General features: G+C 67.7%; 14 protein-coding genes. 4 read left to right on the top strand and 10 right to left on the bottom strand.

Translation table 11 applies throughout. From position 1 onward, the window contains the following. Positions 1-46 precede the first annotated feature (46 nt). The gene (locus tag ACWIEX_RS17035) at positions 47-2,395 is read left to right on the top strand and encodes a xanthine dehydrogenase family protein molybdopterin-binding subunit (RefSeq protein ID WP_454034177.1); all 2,349 of its coding nucleotides are present in this window, start codon (positions 47-49) and stop codon (positions 2,393-2,395) included. 29 nt (positions 2,396-2,424) lie between these two features. Here the strand turns inward: ACWIEX_RS17035 and ACWIEX_RS17030 are convergent, their stop codons facing one another. From ACWIEX_RS17030 to ACWIEX_RS17015, 4 genes are read right to left on the bottom strand one after another with little or no spacing between them, the layout of a single operon-like run. Beyond that, entirely contained in the window at positions 2,425-5,577 is a 3,153-nt protein-coding gene (locus ACWIEX_RS17030; protein ID WP_454034176.1) for an efflux RND transporter permease subunit, read from the bottom strand. Further along, positions 5,574-8,738, bottom strand: coding sequence for an efflux RND transporter permease subunit (locus ACWIEX_RS17025; RefSeq protein ID WP_454034175.1), 3,165 nt, complete (start codon positions 8,736-8,738; stop codon positions 5,574-5,576). Before ACWIEX_RS17025 ends, ACWIEX_RS17030 begins: the two co-directional genes overlap by 4 nt. A 13-nt stretch (positions 8,739-8,751) precedes the next feature. Then, the gene (locus ACWIEX_RS17020) at positions 8,752-10,191 is read right to left on the bottom strand and encodes an efflux RND transporter periplasmic adaptor subunit (protein WP_454034174.1); all 1,440 of its coding nucleotides are present in this window, start codon (positions 10,189-10,191) and stop codon (positions 8,752-8,754) included. Continuing rightward, a complete protein-coding gene (locus ACWIEX_RS17015) occupies positions 10,188-11,672 on the bottom strand; it encodes an efflux transporter outer membrane subunit (protein WP_454034173.1) in 1,485 nt (494 codons plus the stop codon). Before ACWIEX_RS17015 ends, ACWIEX_RS17020 begins: the two co-directional genes overlap by 4 nt. Before the next feature lie 217 nt (positions 11,673-11,889). On the opposite strand from ACWIEX_RS17015, the gene ACWIEX_RS17010 reads away from it, so the two are divergent. Further along, complete coding sequence (locus tag ACWIEX_RS17010) at positions 11,890-12,486, top strand: IMPACT family protein (RefSeq protein WP_454034172.1); 597 nt, start codon at positions 11,890-11,892, stop codon at positions 12,484-12,486. Between the two features lie 21 nt (positions 12,487-12,507). Here ACWIEX_RS17010 and ACWIEX_RS17005 read toward each other — a convergent pair whose 3' ends face one another. Continuing rightward, positions 12,508-13,170, bottom strand: a complete 663-nt coding sequence (locus tag ACWIEX_RS17005; protein WP_454034171.1) for a GNAT family N-acetyltransferase — start codon at positions 13,168-13,170, stop codon at positions 12,508-12,510. A 131-nt stretch (positions 13,171-13,301) separates the two neighbouring features. Here ACWIEX_RS17005 and pdxR point away from each other — a divergent pair, with 131 nt between their 5' ends. Further along, the gene (gene pdxR, locus ACWIEX_RS17000) at positions 13,302-14,732 is read left to right on the top strand and encodes a MocR-like pyridoxine biosynthesis transcription factor PdxR (protein WP_454034170.1); all 1,431 of its coding nucleotides are present in this window, start codon (positions 13,302-13,304) and stop codon (positions 14,730-14,732) included. A 118-nt stretch (positions 14,733-14,850) separates the two neighbouring features. After that, positions 14,851-16,005 carry an MFS transporter gene (locus ACWIEX_RS16995; RefSeq protein WP_454034169.1) on the top strand — a complete coding sequence of 385 codons (1,155 nt, stop codon included), beginning with the start codon at positions 14,851-14,853 and terminating at the stop codon, positions 16,003-16,005. 47 nt (positions 16,006-16,052) lie between these two features. On the opposite strand, the gene ACWIEX_RS16990 is transcribed toward ACWIEX_RS16995, so the two are convergent. From ACWIEX_RS16990 to ACWIEX_RS16970, 5 genes are read right to left on the bottom strand one after another with little or no spacing between them, the layout of a single operon-like run. Beyond that, entirely contained in the window at positions 16,053-16,856 is an 804-nt protein-coding gene (locus ACWIEX_RS16990; protein WP_454034168.1) for an enoyl-CoA hydratase/isomerase family protein, read from the bottom strand. Between the two features lie 42 nt (positions 16,857-16,898). Next, a complete protein-coding gene (locus ACWIEX_RS16985; RefSeq protein ID WP_454034167.1) occupies positions 16,899-18,515 on the bottom strand; it encodes a class I adenylate-forming enzyme family protein in 1,617 nt (538 codons plus the stop codon). After that, positions 18,508-19,317 (bottom strand): ABC transporter permease, encoded by an 810-nt coding sequence (locus ACWIEX_RS16980; RefSeq protein ID WP_454034166.1) that lies wholly within the window; start codon positions 19,315-19,317, stop codon positions 18,508-18,510. Before ACWIEX_RS16980 ends, ACWIEX_RS16985 begins: the two co-directional genes overlap by 8 nt. Continuing rightward, a complete protein-coding gene (locus ACWIEX_RS16975) occupies positions 19,314-20,150 on the bottom strand; it encodes an ABC transporter permease (protein ID WP_454034165.1) in 837 nt (278 codons plus the stop codon). Before ACWIEX_RS16975 ends, ACWIEX_RS16980 begins: the two co-directional genes overlap by 4 nt. A gap of 18 nt (positions 20,151-20,168) precedes the next feature. After that, positions 20,169-21,215 (bottom strand): ABC transporter substrate-binding protein, encoded by a 1,047-nt coding sequence (locus tag ACWIEX_RS16970; RefSeq protein WP_454034164.1) that lies wholly within the window; start codon positions 21,213-21,215, stop codon positions 20,169-20,171. Between the last annotated feature and the right edge of the window lie 20 nt (positions 21,216-21,235).

Below are 21,235 nucleotides of genomic sequence, written 5' to 3'. Positions count from 1 at the left end.
CGCTCAGGGCGCCGCTTCGGCTTTCATTCGACTGCGGTGCCTTGCGATGAACATGCATGTTTCTCAGGCCGATCGTCCGGCGGTCAATGCGGGGATCGGCCAGTCGCTTCCGCGTAACGAGGATGCGACCCTCGTGCGCGGCGAAGGGCGCTATACCGACGATCTGTCGCTGGAGGGCCAGCTCCACGCGGCCTTCGTCCGCAGCCCTCATGCGCATGGCATCATTCGCGGCATCGACACGGCCGATGCGAAGGCCATGAAGGGCGTCGTCGCGATCTACACCGCCGCCGACCTCGACGGCCAGGGCTATGGCGCGCTGAAATGCCAGGTCGAGCTGTCGAACCGCGACGGCACAGCCATGAGGAAGCCGGTCCGGCACGCGCTGACGGGAGACAAGGTGCGCTTCGTCGGCGACCCCGTCGCCATGGTCGTCGCCCGCACGGCGTTGCAGGCCCGCGATGCGGCCGAGGCCGTGTCGCTCGATATCGACATCCTGCCGGCGGCGACATCGGCCGAGGCTGCGCTGGCGCCCGGTGCGCCTCAGCTCTTCGACGACGTCCCCGGCAATCTCGTCATCGACTATCATTTCGGCGATGCCGGCAAGGTCGCCGCGGCCTTTGCGGCGGCCGCGCATGTCACCAAGGTACGGATCGTCAACAACCGCATCGTCGTGAACCCGATCGAGCCGCGCGCGGCGATCGGCACCTATGACCGCAAGGCGAAGCGCTACACGCTCCATGCCCCGAGCCAGGGCGCCTTCGGCATGCGCAACAACCTCGCGGCGGCGATGGGCGTGCCACAGGAGCGGATGCGCCTGGTCACCGGTCATGTCGGCGGTTCCTTCGGCATGAAGTCGGCCGTCTTTCCGGAATATGTCGTGATGCTGCATGCGGCGCGGCTGTTGAAGAAGCCGGTGAAATGGGCCGACCAGCGCTCCGAGAGCTTCGTCTCCGACCATCACGGCCGCGACATGGCGTTCGAGGCGGAGCTCGCGCTGGATGCACGCGGGCGCTTCCTCGCCACGCGCTTCACCGGCTTCGGCAATATGGGTGGCTATCTCTCGCCGCCCGGCCCGATGATGGCGACGCTGAACATCGGCAAGAACAGCGTCGGCATGTACCGCACCCCGCTGGTCGAGGTGCAGACGCGCTGCGCGCTCACCAATACCGCACCGATCGGGGCCTATCGCGGGGCCGGGCGCCCCGAGGGCAATTACTTCATGGAGCGGCTGGTCGACAGCGCCGCCCGCGAGATGGGGATCGACCGGGCCGTCATCCGGCAGCGCAACCTGATCGCGCCCGCCCAGCTGCCGTGGAAGACCCCGATCGGGACGGTCTATGACAGCGGCGACTTCCCGGCACTCTTCGCCCGGACGCTGGAGGCGGCCGACTGGAAGGGCTACCGGGCGCGCGAACGCGCCAGCCGCAAGGCCGGCAAGCTGCGCGGCCGCGGCATCGGCTGCTATCTCGAGGTCACCGCACCGCCGACCAACGAGATGGGCGGCATCCATTTCGAGCCGGACGGGACGGTCACCATCGTCACCGGGACGCTCGATTACGGGCAGGGCCACTGGACGCCCTTCGCGCAGGTCCTGACCAGCCAGCTCGGCGTGCCCTTCGACAGGATCAAGCTGGTGCAGGGCGACAGCGACCGCCTGATCGCGGGCGGTGGCACCGGCGGCTCGAAATCGATCATGGCGAGCGGCTCGGCCATCATCGAGGCGAGCGAGCGCGTCATCGAGAAGGGCAAGCTCCTGAGCGCGCATTTTCTCGAAGCGGCTGTCGCCGATATCGAGTTCGCCGACGGCCGGTTCGGCATCGCCGGAACCGACCGCTCGATCGGCATCATGGAGCTCGCCCGGAAGCTTCAGGCGGGCGCGGCGCTACCAGACGACCTGCCGCGGACGCTCGATGTCGACCATATCTTCAAGGCAGCACCCTCGGCCTATCCCAATGGCTGCCATATCGCCGAGGTCGAGATCGACCCGGAAACCGGGCATGTCGAGATCGCCAGCTATGTCATGGTCAATGATTTCGGGGTGCTGGTGAACCCGATGATCGTCGAGGGACAGCTCCATGGCGGCGTCGTGCAGGGCATCGGCCAGGCGATCTGCGAGATGACCTCCTATGACGAGAACGGCCAGCTTCTGACCGGGTCCTACATGGATTACGCGATGCCGCGCGCTGCGGACGTGCCGTTCTTCTCCTTCATCAGCCAAGGCGTGCCGACGCGGACCAATCCGGTGGGTGCCAAGGGCTGCGGCGAGGCCGGCTGCGCCGGTTCGCTGCCTTCGGTGATGAACGCGATCGTCGATGCGCTTTCGCCCCATGGCGTGCGCCATATCGACATGCCGGCGACGCCGCAGGCGATCTGGCGGGCCATTCACGCGCGATAGCGGTCACGTCGCCCGCGCCGGGCTCGACCTCAAGCCGGGCCGGGATCGCCCTGAGCCGGGGAGGGGCCGCCGGCGGTTCCCCGCGAGGCCCGGCGGCGGGCGCCGAGCTTGCTCATCCAGAGATAGATGATCGGCGTGGTGTAGAGCGTCAGGATCTGGCTCAGGATCAGCCCGCCGACGATGGTGATGCCGAGCGGGCGACGCAGCTCCGCACCGGGGCCGGTCGCGATCATCAGCGGGACTGCGCCGAGCATGGCCGACAGGGTCGTCATCAGGATCGGCCGGAAGCGTTCCAGGCAGGCCTCGAAGATCGCCTCGCGCGAGGGCATCGCGCGCTGGCGCTCGGCGGCGATGGCGAAATCGACCATCATGATGCCGTTCTTCTTGACGATGCCGATCAGCAGGATGATGCCGATGAAGGCGATGATGGTGAGGTCGGTGCCGGATATCCGCAGGGCGATCAGCGCGCCCAGCCCCGCCGAGGGCAGGGTCGAGAGGATCGTCACCGGGTGGATCAGGCTCTCGTAGAGCACGCCGAGGATGATGTAGACGGCCAGGATCGCGACCAGGATCATCACGCCCTGGCTGCCGGCCCCTTGCGCGAACGCCTTGGCATCCCCCGCGAACTCGGCCCGGAGCGAGGCCGGCATGTGCAGGCCCTCGACGGCGGCAACGACGGCGTCGCTCGCCTCCTGGATGCCGACGCCGGGCGCGAGGTCATAGGTGATCGTCACGGCCGGGAACTGGCCCTGGTGGTTGATCACGAGCGGGGCGGTGCCGCGCTCGACCTTGACCAGGCTGCGCAGCGGCACCTGCCTGCCGTTGCGGCCGGGCACGTAGAGATCGAGGATGTCCTCGGGGTCGCGGCTGCGCGAGGGCGCGACTTCGAGCACGACGCGGTACTGGTTGCGCGCGCCGTAGATCGTCGAGATCTGGCGCTGGCTGAAGGCATCGGCCAGCACGTTGTCGATGGCCTGGATCGCGACGCCGAGCTGCGAGGCCTTGTTGCGGTCGATCACGACCTGCGCCTCGAGCCCGCCCTGCTCGCGATCGGTCGAGACATCGACGAGCTCGGGCAGCGTGCGCAGCTTCTCCAGCACCTTGGGCACCCATTCCTGCAATTCGGGCAGGTCGGGATCCCAGAGGGTGAACTGGTATTGCGAGCGGCCCTGCCGCCCGCCGGCGCGGACGTCCTGCACCGGGGTCAGGAAGATGCGCAGGCCGGGGATCGAGGAGAGGCGCCCGCGCAAACGGTTGACCACCTGGGCCGAGCTCACGCCGCGTTCCTCCAGCGGCTTGAGGCTGACGAAGAAGCGCCCGGTATTCACCGAGCCGCCACCGCCGATGAAGGAGGCGACGCCGAAGACGGCGGGGTCGGCCGCGACGATGGCGGCGCCACGCTGCTGGAGCTGCATCATCGCCGGGAAGGAGATATCGGTCGAGGCCTGGGTGAAGCCGATGACGAGGCCGGTATCGTCCTGCGGAAAATAGCCCTTCGGGGCGCTGCGGAACATCTGCACGGTCAACACCACCGTCGCGATCATCACGACGAGCATGAGCCAGCTATGCCGCAGCACGATCGTGAGCGTGCGGCCATAGAAGCGCGTCATGCCCGACAGCACGCGCTCGACGATGCGGTCGAAGCGGCTGGGGGCATGCGGCCCGGCTTTCAGGAAATGCGCGCAGACCATCGGCGTGACGCTGAGCGAGACCACCGTCGAGACGAGGATCGCGAAGGTCAGGGTCAGTGTGAACTCGCGGAAGAAGCGGCCCGCCACCCCGTCCATGAAGAAGAGCGGGATGAAGGCGGCGATCAGGGACAGGCTGATCGAGATCACGGTGAAGCCGATCTGGCCGGCGCCGAGCAGGGCGGCCCGCAGCGGCGACATGCCCTTCGCGACGTTGCGCTCGATGTTCTCGATCATGACGATGGCGTCGTCGACGACGAAGCCGACCGAGATCGTCACTGCCATCAGCGAGAGATTGTCGAGCGTGAAGCCGGCGACCCACATCGCCGCGAAGGTGCCGGCGATCGAGAGCGGCACGGTGACGCCCGCCGCGACCGTCAGGGTCGTGCGCCGCAGGAACAGGAAGACGACCAGCATCACCAGGGCAATCGAGATCAGCAGCGTATGCTGGATATCCGCGATCGAGGCGCGGATCGTCACTGTGCGGTCCGACATGATCGAGAACTGGATGCCGGCGGGCACCCATTTCTGGACCTCGGGCAGGAGCGCCTTCACCCGGTCGACGGTGTCGATGACGTTGGCGTCGGCCTGCTTGGTGATGGTGATCAGGATCGCCGGCTTGCCATTGTACCAGCCGGCGGCGCGGCTGTTGCGCACGCCGCGCTCGACGGTTGCGACATCGGCGAGCCGGACCACCGTGCCTTTGGCCGAGCGCACGACGATATTGCCGTAATCCTCGGGCTCGCGGATCTGGTTGTTGGCGGAGAGCGTCTCGCTCAATCGTCCCCCGTCGAAGGAACCGACCGCCGAGACGGTGTTGGCGTTGACGATGGCCGTGCGGATCGTATCGAGGCTCAGGCCCATGGCGGCAAGCTGGGCGGGATCGACGCGCACGCGGATCGCCGGCTGCTCGGCGCCGGCGACGGTGACCTCGCCGACGCCTTCGATCTGCGCGATGCGCTGGGCGATGACGGTGTCGGCGGCGTCATACATCGCGCTCGGCGTCAGCGTGTCCGAGGTCAGCGCCAGGATCAGGATCGGCGCGGCATTGGGGTTGGCCTTGCGGAATTGCGGCAGGGTCGGCAGGTCGCCGGGCAGGTCGGTCGCAGCGGCATTGAGCGCCGCCTGGACGTCTTGGGCGGCGCTGTCGGTGTTCCGCGTCAGGTCGAATTGCAGCACGATCGAGGTCGAGCCGAGCGAGCTGCGCGAGGTGATCTCGGTGACGCCGGGGATCGAGCCGAGCCTGCGTTCCAGCGGGGCGGCGACACTGCCGGCCATCGTCGCCGGATCGGCGCCGGGCCGGCTGGCGAAGACGCGGATCGTCGGGAAGTCGACGCTCGGCAGGCTCGCCACCGGCAGGAACATGTAGGCGACCATGCCGACGAGGAAGAGGCCGATCGCCATCAGCGTGGTGCCGACGGGGCGCAGGATGAAGGCGTCGGAGAGGCCCCGCACCGATTTCCAGCCCTTGTCCTCGTCGGGGGCGTCGCTCATTCGGCCGCCTCCGGATCGGGATAGGGCACGACGCCGTCGGGACCGCCGCCGAGGCGCCGGCGCAGCTTTTCGAGCGCGAGATAGATCACCGGGGTGGTGTAGAGCGTCAGCAGCTGGCTGAGCAGCAGGCCGCCGACGATGGTGATGCCGAGGGGCTGGCGCAACTCGCTGCCGGTGCCGGTCGCCAGTGCCAGCGGCAGGGCGCCGAGCAGAGCTGCCAGCGTCGTCATCATGATCGGCCGGAAGCGCAGCAGGCAGGCCTTGACGATGGCTTCCTCCGGCGAGAGGCCTTCATGCCGCTCGGCCTCGAGCGCGAAGTCGATCATCATGATCGCGTTCTTCTTGACGATGCCCATCAGCAGGATGATGCCGATCAGCGCCACGATCGAGAGTTCGCGGCCGGTCAGGATCAAGGCGAGGAGGGCGCCGACGCCGGCGGAAGGAAGCGTCGTCAGGATCGTGAAGGGGTGGACATAGCTCTCGTAGAGGATGCCGAGCACGAGATAGATCGTCACGATCGCCGCGAGGATCAGCCAGGGCTGGTTGGCGAGCGAGCGGTTGAACTCCGCCGCATCGGCGCTGAAGGAGCCCGAGATCGCGCTGGGCATGCCGATCTCGCGTTCGACGGCGGCGATCATCTTGACGGCATCGCCGAGCGCCTCGCCGGGCGCCAGATCGAACGAGACGGTCGCGGCCGGGAACTGCTCCTGATGGGCGATGGAGAGCGGTGCGGTCTCGCGGATCAGCCGGGTGAAGGAGGAGAGCGGCACCTGCACGCTGTTCTGCGTCACCGTCGCGCTGCCGGCGGAGTTGGTCTGGCCCTGGGTATTGGTGTTGCCGGTGACGTAGAGCTTGGTGAGCGCGGAGGGGTCGCGCAGATATTGCGGCGCCGCTTCCAGGATGACGCGATACTGGTTCGACTGTTCGTAGATCGTGGCGATCTGGCGCTGGCCGAAGGCGTCGTAGAGCGTGTCGTTGACGGCCTGGATCGAGATGCCGAGCCGCCCGGCCTTGGCCCGGTCGATCTCGACGCGGGCGCGAAGCCCGCCATCCTGCGCCTCGTTGGCGACGTTGCGCACGATCGCTTCGCGCCGCAGCGCCTCCGAGAGCTTGCGGGCCCATTCCATCACCTGCAACTGGTCGGCGCCGGTCAGGGTGTACTGGTATTGCGAGCGACTGGCGCGGGTGGTGATCTGGATGTCCTGAACCGGCTGGACATAGGCCACGACGCCGGGGATCGCGGCAGCCAGCGCACGCAGCCGCTCGGCGATCACGACCGCGTCGTCATGCCGCTCGTCCTTCGGGCGCAGCGTCACCGTCAGGCGGGCCGTATTGAGCGTGGTGTTGGCCTGGCCGATGCCGAGAACCGCGACGACGCCGGTGACATCGCCGTCCTGCTCGAAGGCCTGCGACACCTTCTCCTGCAAACGCTTCATCTCGTTGAAGGAGACGTCGGGCGAGGATTCCATGACGACATTGAGCAGGCCGGTATCCTGGCTCGGCAGGAAGCCCTTGGGGATGACGACATACATCCACACCGTCAGCACCAGCGTGACCAGGGTCGCGAGCAGCACGAGCCCGCGCAGCTTCAGGGCCCAGCCGAGCGTCACCTCATAGAGCCGGGCCATCGCCGAGACCGGCCATTCCGCCAGCCGCATCAGCGGGTTCTCGCGCTTGCCGACATCGTGGCGGAGCAGCCGCGCGCACATCATCGGCGTCAGCGTCAGCGACACCACGGCCGAGACAACGACCGCGATGGTGAGCGTCAGGGCGAATTCCCGGAACATGCGGCCGACGAGCCCGGTCATGAACAGCAGCGGGATGAAGACCGCGACCAGCGAGACCGTCAGCGAGATCACGGTGAAGCCGATCTCGCGGGCGCCGTCATAGGCCGCCTGGAGCGGCTTCTTGCCCTGCTCCATGTTGCGCACGATGTTCTCGATCATCACGATCGCATCGTCGACGACGAAGCCGGTGCCGATGGTCAGCGCCATCAGCGAGAGATTGTCGAGGCTGAAGCCGCAAAGCCACATCACCGCGAAGGTCGCGATCAGCGAGAGCGGCAGCGCCACGCCGGCGATGATCGTAGCGCGCACCGTGCGCAGGAAGAGCAGCACGACCAGCACCACCAGCGCACAGGCCAGCACCAGCGTGAACTGCACGTCGGCGATCGAGGCGCGGATCGTCTCGGTGCGGTCGCTGACCACCTGCAGTTCGACGCCGGCCGGCATGCCGTTCTTGAGGCGCGGAATCTCCTCCTTCACCCTGGCGACCGTGGTGACGATGTTGGCGCCCGGCTGGCGCATCACGTCGAGGATGACCGCCGTCTTGCCCTTGTACCAGGCGCCGACGCGGCTGTTCTCGAGATCCTCCAGCACCACCGCGACATCGCGCAGGAAGACCGGCGCGCCGCTGCGATAGGCGACGACGATGTCGCGATAGGCGCTCGCGCTGCCGATCTGGTCGTTGGCGCTGATCGTGTAGGCCTGATGATTGCCGTCGAGCGCGCCCTTGGCGCCGGAGACATTGGCGGCGACGGTCGCCGTGCGCAGGTCCTCCATGCCGAGCCCGTAGGCGGCGAGCCGCGCGAGGTCGGCCTGGATGCGAATCGCCGGCCTGACGCCACCTTCGAGCGAGACATGGCCGACGCCGGAGACCTCGGACAGGCGCGGCGAGAGCAGCGTGTCGGCGAGGTCGCTGAGCTGGCGCAGCGAGACGGTGTCCGAGGTCAGCGCCAGCACCATGATCGGCGCATCGGCCGGGTTGATCTTCGCGTAGGTCGGCGGATAGGGCAGGGTGCGCGGCAGCGTCGAGCCTGCGGCATTGATCGCCGATTGCACGTCCTGCGCGGCCGCATCGATGTCGCGGTCGAGCTCGAATTGCAGGGTGACCTGGCTGAGCCCGAAGGAGCTCTGCGAATACATCGTCGAGAGCGCGGGGATCTGGCCGAACTGCCGTTCCAGCGGGGCGGTCACCAGCGAGGCGATCGTCTCCGGGTTCGCGCCCGGCAATTGCGTGGTGATCTGGATGGTCGGGAAATCGACCTGCGGCAGCGCCGCGACCGGCAGGCGCAGATAGCCGAGGATGCCGCAGAGCAGCACCGCGATGCCGAGCAGCGAGGTCGCGATGGGCCGGCTGATGAAAGGCGCGGACACGCTCATCGCGGCTGCCCCGTCATGGCTGCGCTTGCGGTCTTTGTGCACCCGATCCGCCGGAAGGTGAACCCTGTCCGCTGGGCGGCGCGCCTTCCGAAGGGGCTGCACCGTTGCGGCGCGGCCGGTTCTGGCGGGGGCCGTCGGTTCCGGTGGGCGCTTCCTGCGTCGGGGCGGCCGGGCCGGCTCCGGAGGCATCGCCGCCGCCCTGCTGGTCGCGCCGCCGCCCCTGGCCCTGGCCGGGCTCGCGCGTGCCGCGGCGGCCGGGCGCGGCGGCCGGTGGCTGGGCTGCCTCCTCTGGCGTGGAGACGCGCACCTTCGCCTTGTCGGTCAGGCGGGCGAAGCCGGTGGTGACGAGCTTGACCGGCGGCTCGACGCCGGCAGTGATCACGGCGGTCGTCTCGGTCTGCTGGCCGACGGTGACCGCGACCTGCCGCACGGTCTCGTCCTCCTCGACGGTAAAGACGTAGGCACCGTTCGGCCCGCGCTGGATCGCGGCGGTCGGGGCGACCACGACATTCTTCAGCACGTCGACGAAGACGCGGACATTGACGAACTGGCCCGGCCAGAGCTGGAGCCGCTCGTTCGGGAAGCGGGCCTTGACCTTGATCGTGCCGGTGGTCTGGTCGACGACGTTGTCGATGACCTCGACGACGCCCTTGTCGATGATCGTCGTGCCGTCGGAATCGAGCGCATCGACCTCGACCGGCCCGCGCGCCACGGCGGCGCTCACCGCCCGCAATTGCTGCTGCGGCAGGTTGAAGATCATGGCGATCGGCCTGAGCTGGGTGATGACCACGAGGCCGTTCGTATCGGAGGCGCGCACGATATTGCCCTGATCGACCTGGCGGATGCCGAGGCGGCCGTCGATCGGGGCGCGGACCGTGGTGTAGTCGAGGATGGCCTTGGCGTTGTCGATCGCGCCCTGGTCGGCGCGGATCTGGGCCTCCAACTGCGCCACCGTGGCGCGCTGCGTATCGGCCTGCTGGCGCGAGCCGTAATCGGTCTGGGCGAGCTTGGCATAGCGCTCGAGATCGGCGCGGGCATTGGCGAGCTGCGCCTCGTCCTGCGCCTTCTTGGCCATCGCCTGATCGTATTGGGCCTGGTAGGTCGCGGGGTCGATCCTGGCGAGCACATCGCCCTTCGTGACGTCCTGGCCGTCCTTGAAGGCGATTTCGAGCAGCCTTCCGTCGACCTGCGAGCGCACGGTCACGGTGTTCAGCGCCTGGATCGTGCCGACGGCATCGGCGGTGACAGGCACGTCGCCGCGGCGCGCCGCGGTCGCGATCACCGGGATCGGTCCCTCCCCGCCGCCGAAGCGGGCGCGCCGGCCGCCGCGCCCGGCGCCTTGCTGGCCGGTCGAGACGCCGTCTCCGCTCTGGGGCACCCAGCCGCCATGATAGCTATGCCAGCCCCAGGCGGCTGCGGCGAGCAGGGCGAGGAGAACGAGAAAGCGCTTCATTCGGCTGCCTCGGTCGCGGTGATGGCGGCGCGGCGGTCGGCCTCGGACCAGCCGCCGCCCAGCGCCCTGAACAGGTCGACATAGGCAGTAAGTTTCCGGAGCTTGATCTGCGAGAGCTGATCCTGCGCCAGGAACAGGGTCTGCTGGGTGTTCAGCAGCGTGACGATGTCGATGGTGCCCTCGCGGAGCCGCTGCTCGGTGATGGAATAGGCCCGCCGTGCCGAGGCGACCACTGCCGCCTGAAGCCCTTCATGGCGGGTGTTTTCCTGGATTGCGATCAACGCATTCTCGACATCGGCAAAGGCGCTGACGATGGTCTTGCGATAGGTCGCGATCAGTTCGTCGGCCGTGCCGCGTTCGAGTTCGACCCTGGCGCGCAGGTTGCCGCCGTCGAGGATCGGCTGGACGAGGCCGGCCGCTGCCGAGGCGAAGGCGGCATCGGGCCGCAGCAGGTTCTTCAGCAATGCGCTTTCGAGCCCGCCCTGGCCGGTCAGGCTGATGCTCGGATAGAGCGCCGCGCGGGCAGCATAAAGCGTCGCTTCCTGCGAGGTCAGCCTGGCTTCGGCCTCGGCGATGTCGGGCCGGCGCTGCAGCAATTGCGAGGGCAGGCCGGCGCGCACGCTCGGCACGGCGATCGCATTCAGGCTGCCGCCCTTGATCGTGATGGCGGCCGGGGTCTCGCCGACAAGGACGGCAAGCGTGACCTTGGCCTGGCGCTGCGCGAGTTCGAGGGCCGGCACGGAGGCCTTCTGCTGCGCCACGACGCTTTCCTGCTGCGCGATGTCGAGTTGGGTCGCGGTTCCCACCGAGAGCCTCGCCTGGATGACCTTGAGCGTCCGCTCGGCCACGGCGATGTTGTCGCGGGCGATGCGCAGGCGGTCCTGCGCCTCCAGAACCTGGAAATAGGTCGTGGTCACGCTGGAGACGGCGGTGAGCGCCACCACGTCACGGTCGAAGCGCGTCGCCTCGGCCGCGAAACGTCCGGCATCGGCGCTCGCGCGATTCTTGCCCCAGAAGTCGAGCTCGTAGCTCGCCGAGAGGCCGAGGCTGAACTGGTTGCCGACGCTGTCGCTGAACGGTCCGCGCTTCGAGCCCAGCGTGCCGGGTCTCAGGCTGCGCGAGGCATCGCTCGAACCGCTCAGCGTCGGATAGAGCGCCGCCGCCGCGACACGCGACTGCGCATCGGCCTGCCGGATGCGCGTCATGGCGATGGCGATGTCGAAATTCGCGCCGGCCGCCCGCTCGACCAGCCGGTCGAGTTCGCGCGAACGGAACAGGCGCGGCCAGTCCGGCGAGATAGCGGGCGATGCGCGCCGCTCGCCAGCGGCATAGTTGCGCGTCACGGTGATGCCGAGATCGGGGCGCTGGTCGGCCGGCAGGCAGGCACCGAGGCAAAGAGCGATGGCTGCCGCGGAAGAAAGACGGAAAAGCGAATGTCCGACCGCGTGTCCCGCAAGATCACGCCTATAGTCCGGCACCATTCCGCTCTTCTCCAGCCTCGATTCGAAAGAACGCGGAACACGGCGCGACAGTGCCGCTTCTAGAGCCAACGACGCGCGAGAGAAAGTGAATTTCTCTTCATGTTTGCGGCCGGGTCGCTGTCGCTGGTTCGTCGGCAGGGCTTCTGCGCCACACCGCGTTTACAGCCATGACGGGCCGGTCGTGGTTCGCCCGGCCTGCGCCGTGCTACACGGGCGTATGGTTGCGCGCTTCACCCTCGTCGAACTCAGCTCTGCCCGACAGGACATCAGGAAAAGCCGCTTCATCGCGGTGGCCGGCCCGGTCGCGGACGAGGCGGCGGCCAGGGATTTCATCACCGCACAATCTGACCCGGCGGCCAGTCACAATTGCTGGGCGTGGCGGTTCGGGCAGAGCTACCGGTTCAACGATGACGGAGAGCCGAGCGGCACCGCAGGCAAGCCGATCCTCGCCGCCATAGACGGGCAGGGGCTCGACGGCGTCGCCGTCGTCGTCATGCGCTGGTTCGGCGGTGTCCTGCTGGGCAGTGGCGGGTTGATGCGCGCCTATGGCGGGACGGCTGCCCAATGCCTGCGCGAGGCGGCGAAGGCGGCGCTCATCGAGACTATCCCGGCGACGATCGCATGCGGCTTCGGCGATCTGACCCTGGTCCAGGCGCGGCTCGGCGCCGTGCGGGGCGTACAGTTGCGGGATCAGGCCTTCACGGATACCGGCGCGGTGCTGGCGGTATCGGCTCCAAAGGCCGAAATCGACGGCGTGACCCGGCTGGTGATGGATCTCACCAGCGGGCGCGCCGTAATCAGATGGGACGAGTAGCCGGGTGGCCGCAACGCCGGCTCAACCGAAGGAGAGCCTGGCGCGCTGCTGTCCGTCCGCGTCGAAGTTTTCGGGTGCGAGCCAGGCTTCGTAGCCCGCCCGGAGGCGCGGCCAGTCGGCATCGACCATCGCGAACCACGCGGTGTCGCGGTTCTTGCCCTTCTGCACCATATGCTGCCGGAAGACGCCCTCCGGCGTGAAGCCGAAGCGCTGCGCCGCGCGCTTCGATGGCGCGTTATGGTCGTTGCATTTCCATTCGAACCGCCGATAGCCCAGCGTATCGAAGGCGTAGCGCGCGAAGAGATAGAGCGCCTCCGTCGCGACGCGGCTGCGGGCGATCGCCGGCCCCCACAGGATATTGCCGATCTCGATGACACCGTGCACGGCATCGATCCGCATCAATGCCTGCCGGCCCTCCGCCCGACCGGAATTCCGGTCGACGACCGCGAAGAAGAGCGGATCGGCCGAGGCCGAGGCCTTTTCGAGCCAGGTGCTGAGCGCCGTCATGTCGGCGGGCGCATCCTCGAACAGGTAACGGAAGCGATCATCCGCGCCGGGCTCGCGGGCCGAGGCGAGCAGGTCGCTCCCGTGCCTGGCGGGATCGAGCGGCTCGAGCCGGGCATAGCGCCCTTCCAGCACAATCCTCTCGGGGCGGGGAACGCCCTTCCAATCCGACAGATCCATGGCGATGCCCTGATTTCACGCGTTGTTGCCGCTGCCGCCGAAACCGCAGCGGCGCAATCGTTGGCGGATTTTGTGGTGTGATGCATACTGCCACTTCTTTGAATTCGACCAAACCACTTTGCGATGTGACGATGCCGGCAAAGGCTTTCACCTGGCGGTCGCTGGACAGGGCGGCCGGCGATCTCGAAGGGCAGCTCTATCGCGGGTTTCGGGATCGCATCCTCGACGGGACGCTGCCGGCCGGGGACCGTCTGCCGTCCTCGCGCGATCTGGCCGCGGCGCTTGGCGTCGCCCGCTCGACCGTGGTCCAGGCCTATGAGCGCCTGAAGGCCGATGGCTATCTCCTGGCGCAGGCCGGCTCGGCCACGCGCGTCGCCGCGATCGGCGCGGGGCCGCCTCTGCGCGTGCTCAAACCCGCCACGGGTCTTTCCGAGCCGGTTCGCCAGCCTGCGTCTTCCAGGCTTTTCGAACCCGGCGTGCCCGACCTGGCGGATTTCCCGCATGCAGGCTGGGCGCGCTATCTCGGCGCGCGCGCCCGCTCCCTGCGCATTCACGATCTCGGATATGGCGAGGCGGACGGCCTTCCGGCGCTGCGGGAGGCGATCCTCGATCATGTCGCCAAGACGCGGGGCGTCCTGGCGCGGCCGGAGCAGGTCATGATCGTGCCCTCGACCCGGGCCGCCATCAATCTGCTGATCCGTGTGCTGATGCGGCCGGGCGATCCGACCGGCAGCGTAGCCTGGATGGAGGAGCCGGGTTATCCCACGGCACAGGCACTCCTGCGCGAGGGCGGAGCCAGGATCGTTCCGGTGCCTTGCGACGAGGCCGGGATCGACGTCGCAAAGGCTGCCGGGCCGCCGCCACGACTGATCTACGTGACGCCCTCGCATCAATACCCGACGGGCGTGACGATGAGCCTGCAACGGCGGCTCGCCTTGCTGGACGCCGCGCAGGCGCATGGCGCCGTCGTGATCGAGGACGATTACGACAGCGAGTTCCAGTACGGCTCGCGGCCGATCGCGGCGCTGCAAGGCATCGATCGCAACGGTCTCGTCGCCTATCTCGGCACCTTCTCCAAGATCTTCGCGCCCGGGGTGCGCGTCGCTTATGCGATCGTCCCGGTGCGGTTGCTGGAGGCGTTCTCGGCCGCCTTGCAACTGCAAGGCGCCGTCGTGCCGATCCATATCCAGGCGGCCCTGGCCGATTTCATGCGTGACGGTCGCCTGCGCGGCTATATCCGCAAGATGAAGGCCCTCTACACCGCCCGCATGGCGGCGAGCGTCGCGGCGCTCGAGCAGCATTGCGGCGAAGCCTTGAAGGTCGGCGGCGGAGCCGGCGGGCTTCAATTGGCAACATGGTTCCGCGACCCGCATGTTGACGACCGGGCTGTTGCCGAAAGTTTGAAGGCGAATGGCTTTGCGATGCAGCCGATGGCGCGCTTCCATCTGGGGCGAGCGAGGCCGGGTCTGGTTTTCGGCATAGCGCGCGTCGCCCCGGCAACCGTGCAGACCCATGTCGCCGCGCTGGCCGGCATCATGCGGCGGTCCCGGCGCTCGGTGTGAGAGTCGGATTGACAGTGTTGCCTGGATTGCTAATCAGGCTCCCGAGGTAACGTCCTCGATCCCGTGACGGGATTTGAATGTCCGGGAACGGCCCGGCCCTCTTCTCCGGGGCCGGCCCATGGCGCGTTCCACGACCACAACATCGAGCGCCGCGCCGCTGGTTCGGTGGTTCATCTCCTCGGCGACGCTGACCGTTCCCCAGGCGGCCGGCCCTGTAGCCTTCGCGCTGGTCGCCCTCGCTCTCACGGGCGACACCAGTGGCGGGGCAGGGATGATCCTGGCGATGACGCTGGCCCAGGTCGCCGGCGCCATCCCGATCACCCGGGCGGGGCGGGCCCTGCCGCCGACGACCTTCCTGCGCCTGTTGGTGATTTTCCGTACGGTGGCCCTCGCTGCCGTCGCCCTGCTGGCGCATTACGCAGCGCCCTTCATCTGGCTGGTGGCGTTCTCGGCGCTCGCCGGGGCCGTGAACGGCGCGGCCTTCGGATACCTGCGGACGGTTCTGAACCAGCTCGCGCCACCGGCGAAGCTGCCGAGAGCGCTCGGCATCGCGGCCACGCTCAACGAGGTGACGTTCGTCCTGGCTCCCGTGGCGGCTTCCGGGCTGGGCACCCTGTCGCCCGTGTTCGCCGTTCTGGTCATCGCCGCCCTCGGCGCGATTCCGGCCCTGCTCGTTCCGACCGTCGGGTCGATCGCGACGGAGGAGATGCATCAGGCCGATGCCTCGATTATCAGCCCGGCGATCCTGCTCTGGCTGATCTGCGCGGCGGCGGGCAGCTCGACCGTGGCGGCGCTGGAGATCGGCGCCGTCGCGCTGGCGCTGCATTTCGGCTACGCCCCCGCCCTGGCGATCCTTTTCACCGTCCCGCTCTGTATCGCCTCGGTGCTCGGCGGCGTCTGGGTCAGCGTCCGCAACCGCATGGGAAGCCGCCGCGCCGTCCTGATCCAGCTGATGATCATGACGGCCGGTGCCATCCTCGCCGCGCTACAGATATCGATGACGGTCACGGTCCTTGGCGCCGTGCTGATCGGAGGGGTCCTGGCCCCGCTCGGCACCTATTATTCGCTTGTCCTCGATTCCCTCGCGCCGCCAAAGAAGCGGCCCGAGGTCTTCGCTCTGCTGCGGACCGCGAATGCGATCGGGATCATCATCGCCAGCGCGGTCATGACGGCTGTCTCGCTGTCGACAGCCCTGATCGTGGTGAGCTGCCTGATGGTCACGGTCGTGCTCGTCGTTGCCGCCTCCTCGCGAGAGCATCGGGAAGCGCAGTAGACTGCAGCAGCCCAGCATCGCGAGGCATCGTTCACCGGCGATCGTGCTCAGCTCTGGTTCTGGCGGTAGAGAAACCGATCGGGCTGGACCGGCTCCTCGCGCAGGCCCATGCGCTGCACGCGATAGAGGTGTTTGGTGAAGGCCAAGGCATCTGCCCGCGAGAGTTCGCGGCCCCGGTAATAGGCCTCCATCTCGACACGCACGGCCTCCGGCGGATGGCGCGCGATCTTGGCGGCGACCTCGCGAGCCGTTGCCATCAAGGCATCCGGTGCCACGACCTTGTTGACGAGCCGGTGCGACAGCGCCTCCTCGGCCTCCATCGGCTCGCCGGTGAGCAGCATCCACATCGCGACCGTATGCGGCAGTTGCAGGCCGAGCCGGGAAGTGCCGCCAGCACCGCCCATGCCATAGGCGATCTCGGGAAAGCCGAATTTCGCGTTGGTCGAGGCGATCCGGATATCGGTCAGCGAGAGCAGGTAGATCATGCCCTGCCCAAGGCACCAGCCATTGACCGCGCCGATAATCGGCTTGAAGCGTTCGAGTGCGAGCACGTCGCGCGACCAGGAGAAGTCATGCGGCGTCTCGCCCTCGCCGTTATGCGGCCAGAGATGATCCGCGAGCTCGTCGCGCGAGGTGGTGCCGCGCTTGTAGCTGGTCTTGATGTCGTCGCCGGCACAGAAGCCGCGCTCGCCGGCCCCGGTCAGGATGCCGCAGCGGATCGAGGTATCCGCCAGGAAGTCCTTGAGCGCGAGGAAGAGCTCCTTGTGGATGGCGGGATTGGTCGGGTTCACCGACCCGTTCTCGATGGTGAAGACGGCGATATCGCCGTCCTTCTCGTAGCGAAGAGGCAAGGCGGTTCTCCTTCGGCGCGGATATCTCGAAACGAAAGCGGTTCAGCCGGCGAGCCAGCCGCGGGACAGGCGGTCATAGGCGCCGGCGCGCAAATCCTCGCGCTCGGCGACGATGACGTGCTTGGCGACCTTCTCGGACGGGGTTTTCGGCAGGCTCGCGCGGAATTCGAGGAAACGTGGCACCTTGAACGGCGCGAGATGTGCGCTGCAATGCGCGAAGAAGCCGTCGACATCAAAGGCATCGCTCGCGACGCCCGGCTTCAGCACGATGCAGGCCTTCACCTCCTGCCCGCGGTCGATATCGGGGACGGGAATGGCGGCGGCTTCGAGGATATCCTGCCAGCCGAGCATCACCGCCTCGACCTCGCGCGCCGCGATGTTCTCGCCCGAACGGCGGATCATGTCCTTGATCCGGCCGACGATGGTGTGGAAGCCACGCTCGTCGCGCCGGAACAGGTCGCCGGTGCGGAACCAGCCGCCCTCGCGAAAGCTGTCCGCATTGGCTTCCGGCTTGTTCCAGTAGCCCTGCAGGATGCCGGGGCCGCGGATCCACAATTCGCCGATCTGGCCGGGCGGGACTTCGTTGCCGTCCTCGTCGCGAACAGTCGCTTCGCGGAAGGGCGAGGCGATGCCGCAGGTGCCGGAGCCGACCATCGAGGTCGCGCCATAGGGCGTGAACAGCGCCGAGCCGACCTCGGTCATGCCGAAGCTCTCGCGCGCCACCACGTTGAAGCGCTGCTCAAGCTCGGCATGCATGTTCTTCCGCAAGCCGAAGACCGAGACCATCTTCAGCGGGATATCGCGGTCATCCGGCCGCGGCGCCTGCTTCAGGACGATCTGCGGGAAAATGCAGTATTCGATGCCGTAGCGGCGGACCCAGTCGAGGAAGTTGGTGCCCGAGGCCTTGGCCGCAACGAAGAGCGTGCCCTTGAGCCGCATCGCCATCAGCAGCAGCCATTGCGGGTCCATGTAGTAGAAGGGCTGGGCCGCGATGACATGCTTGACGATGCCGTTGGCGCGCATCGCCGCAACCCGGCCGAGCGTCAGCCAGTAGCGATGGCTGAGCATGCAGCCCTTGGGAAAGCCGGTCGTGCCCGAGGTGTACTGGATGTTGATGAGGTCATCGAGCTGCGGCTCGCGCGCAGGAACGAAACCGGCGGCCGGCGTCGCGGCCAGCGCTTCCCAATCACCCACGCCGCCAACGGTGATCGGCTTGGCGAAAGCCGCGAGATCCCTGACTTCCGGCGCCCCGCCGATCTCGGCCAGCACGCCGGCTTCGATCACAATCGTCTCGGCGCCGCTGTCGGTCATGACATAGGCGACTTCGCGCGGGGTGTAGCGAACATTGACCGGCACCATGATCGCGCCGATCCGCGCCAGCGCCAGCCAGGTCAGCGGAAAGGCCGGGATGTTCGGCAGCATCACGCCGACACGGTCGCCGAAGCCGATGCCGCGCGCCGAAAGCCCCGCCGCGAGCGCGCGCGTCTTCTCGGCAAGCTCGCGATAGCTGAGGACGATTCCGGCCTCGAAGAAATTCGCCGCGGGCGCATCCCCCATCTCCGCCGCGCTGGCATCGATGAAGGCCGCGAGATTACGCGGGAACGGCTCGGCTTCGATCAGCGCCCGCAGATCCGCGGCTTCCTGCAATTCCCTATCCATCGGCCTGTTCCGTCCTGAGCCGGCGCAAGCCGGCGCTGCGTGCGATTTCCGCGATGCCGAGCCCGATCATCGACATCGCCACCATCACGCAGGCAGCGGCGGCGACGGTCGGATCGAGCCTGAGATTGAGGTCGTTCCAGATCCGGAGCGGCAGGGTCTCGATCGCCCCGGAGACGAAGAGCGTGATGATCAGGTCGTCGAAGGAGGCGAAGAAGGCGAACATCGCCCCGGCCAGGATCGCGGGCCTCAGCGCCGGCAGCGTCACCAGCAGGAAGCTCCGCCACGGGCCGGCGCCGAGCACCCGTGCCGCCCGCTCGATCGTCTCGTCGAGATTGCGCAGCGCCGCGCTGACCACCACGATGACATAGGGCACGGCGACGACCGTGTGAGCGAGGACGAGCGTGGTCAGGCTCTCCAGCCATTTCAAGCGCGCGAACAGCATGAACATGCCGAGCGCGATGACGATGCCAGGCACGATCAACGGCGCGATCGCGAGCCCGTAAAGCAGCCCCGCGCCCGGCAACCGATGGCGCACGATCGCCAGCGCGCTCGCCGTGCCGATGGCGACCGAAAGAATGGTGACCAGCACCCCAATCTTGACGCTGAGCCAGAGCGCCCCGCTCCAGGACGCATCGGTGAACAGCACGCGGTACCAGCGCAGCGACCATGCACTCGGCGGGAAGCTCAGGATCTCCGACTCGTTGAAGGAGAGCGGGATCAGGAAGACCAGCGGGAACAGCAGGAAGAAGACGATCGCGCAGAACCAGACGCCGAGCGCGATGCGGACGATGCGGGGGCTCATCGCGCACCCCCGTAGAGATTGCGTTCCGGCACCAGCCAGCGCAGCAGCGCGACTGCGGCGATCGTCGTCGCCAGCAGCACCAGCGCCATGGCGGAAGCCGCCGTCCAGTCGTTCATCTGGTGGACCTGGAGGTCGATCAGGTTGGCGATGGTGCGATGGCGCGGCCCGCCGAGCAGCGCCGGCGTGATGTAGAAGCCGAGCGAGAGGATGAAGAGCAGCATCGCCGCGGCAACGATGCCGGGCTTCGTCATCGGCAGGTAGACATGCCAGAAGGCGCGCCAGGGCGAGGCGCCGAGCACGCGCGCGGCCCGGACCAGCCCGGCATCGAGCTCGGTCATGACGCCGACCAGGGTCAGGATCGCGACCGGCAGCAGGATCTGCACCATGCCGAGATGCACGGCGAGCGGCGTGAACATGAAGCGCTGCGGCTCGTCGGTGATCCCAAGCCAGATCAGCGAGGCATTGAGCAGCCCCTCGCGCCCGAGCACCAGCGACCATGTGTAGGTGCGCACGAGCACGCTGGTCCAGAACGGCAGGAGCACCAGCGCGAGATAGATGCCGCGCCGCGAGGCCGGCTGGCCGGCGATGAAGCAGGCGGCGGGATAGCCGAGGACGAGGCAGATCAGCGTCACGCTCAGCGCGAGCTTCAACGTGTTCAGGAAGACCAGCGCGAAGACCGGGGAGGACATCAGCCAGCTCGCGCCGGCCCATGCCCCGCCCTTGCCCGCAAACGAGATCCGCATGATCTCGACGAACGGGACCACGAAGAAGATCGCGAAGAGCAGCAGGAGCGGCGCGGCCAGCAGCGGCGCCACCATCGATTTCCTGAACACGTTATCCGTCCCCGGCCCTCAGCTCAGAAGCCAGGCGGCCCAGCGCTCGGTCAGCTTCGGCCGGTGCTCGCTCCAGTATTCCGGATTGAACGAATACTGGACCGCGACGTTGTCCGGATGGATCGGCAGGATCTTCGCAAGCTCCGGATCGACCTTCTCGATCAGGCCGGGCGCGAAGCCCGGATAGGGCGAATCCTGCAGGAGCTGGACGCCCTTGTCGGGATCGAGGCGCGACTTCATGTAGCGCATCGCTTCCTTCGGGTGCTTGGCGCCCTTCGGTACCGCCCAGTAGGAGAGTTGCAGCGCCCCGCCGTTCCAGATGATGTCGACCGGCTTGCCCTCCTTCTTGAGCGGCGGCACACGCCCGTTCCAGACCGTGCCCATCACCGCCTCGCCATCGACGAGGAGCTGGACCTGCTGGGCGCCGGTCGTCCACCAGGCCGCGACATGGCGCTTGATCTGGTCGAGCTTCTTGAAGGCGCGCTCGACATCGAGCGGATAGAGCTTGTCGGCCGGCACACCGTCGGCCAGCAGCGCGAATTCAAGGTTCTGCACTGGCGAATCCTGCAGCGCGCGCGGCCCCGGAAAGCTCTTCACATCCCAGAAATCGGTCCAGGATTTCGGCGCCTTGCCGCCGAACTTGTCGGTGCGATAGGCGATCACGGTCGAGAAGGTCGAGGTCACCATGCCGTATTTCTGGCGGGCGATCGGCGGCAGCTTGTTGTCGGGATCGACGATCGACCAGTCGATCTCGGTGAGCCAGTTGTTCTTCACGGCTTCGATCATGTCGGCCCCGCCCATCTCGGTCAGGTCCCATTCCATGTTGCCGGTCTCGACCATCGCCTTAAGCTTGGCGAGCGAGACTGGCGCCGTGGCGCGAACGCCAATTCCGGTCTCGGCGGTGAAGGGCTTCTCGTAGATCCGCTCCAGCGACTTGGCGAGGCTGCCGCCCGAGCCGTTGACGGTGATCGTCGCGGCCTGCGCGCGGGCGCTCGTGCCCAAGGCGGTGAGCGCCGCGCCGCCCAGCGCCAGGCGGCCCATGTCACGTCTCGTCACTGCGGTCATCGTTCGTTTCCTCCCCTTGT

It is taken from the genome of Allobosea sp. NPDC055353, assembly GCF_053644975.1.
Note: the sequence above shows the minus strand (reverse complement) of the source record. Positions and strands in the feature narration are given on the sequence as shown.

Excerpts from the sequence above, each read along its gene's own strand:
- ACWIEX_RS17035 (WP_454034177.1), top strand. The coding sequence starts at position 47 with ATGAACATGCATGTTTCTCAGGCCGATCGTCCGGCGGTCAATGCGGGG.
- ACWIEX_RS17030 (WP_454034176.1), bottom strand. The coding sequence starts at position 5,577 with ATGAGCGACGCCCCCGACGAGGACAAGGGCTGGAAATCGGTGCGGGGC.
- ACWIEX_RS17025 (WP_454034175.1), bottom strand. The coding sequence starts at position 8,738 with ATGAGCGTGTCCGCGCCTTTCATCAGCCGGCCCATCGCGACCTCGCTG.
- ACWIEX_RS17020 (WP_454034174.1), bottom strand. The coding sequence starts at position 10,191 with ATGAAGCGCTTTCTCGTTCTCCTCGCCCTGCTCGCCGCAGCCGCCTGG.
- ACWIEX_RS17015 (WP_454034173.1), bottom strand. The coding sequence starts at position 11,672 with ATGGTGCCGGACTATAGGCGTGATCTTGCGGGACACGCGGTCGGACAT.
- ACWIEX_RS17010 (WP_454034172.1), top strand. The coding sequence starts at position 11,890 with ATGGTTGCGCGCTTCACCCTCGTCGAACTCAGCTCTGCCCGACAGGAC.
- ACWIEX_RS17005 (WP_454034171.1), bottom strand. The coding sequence starts at position 13,170 with ATGGATCTGTCGGATTGGAAGGGCGTTCCCCGCCCCGAGAGGATTGTG.
- pdxR (WP_454034170.1), top strand. The coding sequence starts at position 13,302 with ATGCCGGCAAAGGCTTTCACCTGGCGGTCGCTGGACAGGGCGGCCGGC.
- ACWIEX_RS16995 (WP_454034169.1), top strand. The coding sequence starts at position 14,851 with ATGGCGCGTTCCACGACCACAACATCGAGCGCCGCGCCGCTGGTTCGG.
- ACWIEX_RS16985 (WP_454034167.1), bottom strand. The coding sequence starts at position 18,515 with ATGGATAGGGAATTGCAGGAAGCCGCGGATCTGCGGGCGCTGATCGAA.
- ACWIEX_RS16980 (WP_454034166.1), bottom strand. The coding sequence starts at position 19,317 with ATGAGCCCCCGCATCGTCCGCATCGCGCTCGGCGTCTGGTTCTGCGCG.
- ACWIEX_RS16970 (WP_454034164.1), bottom strand. The coding sequence starts at position 21,215 with ATGACCGCAGTGACGAGACGTGACATGGGCCGCCTGGCGCTGGGCGGC.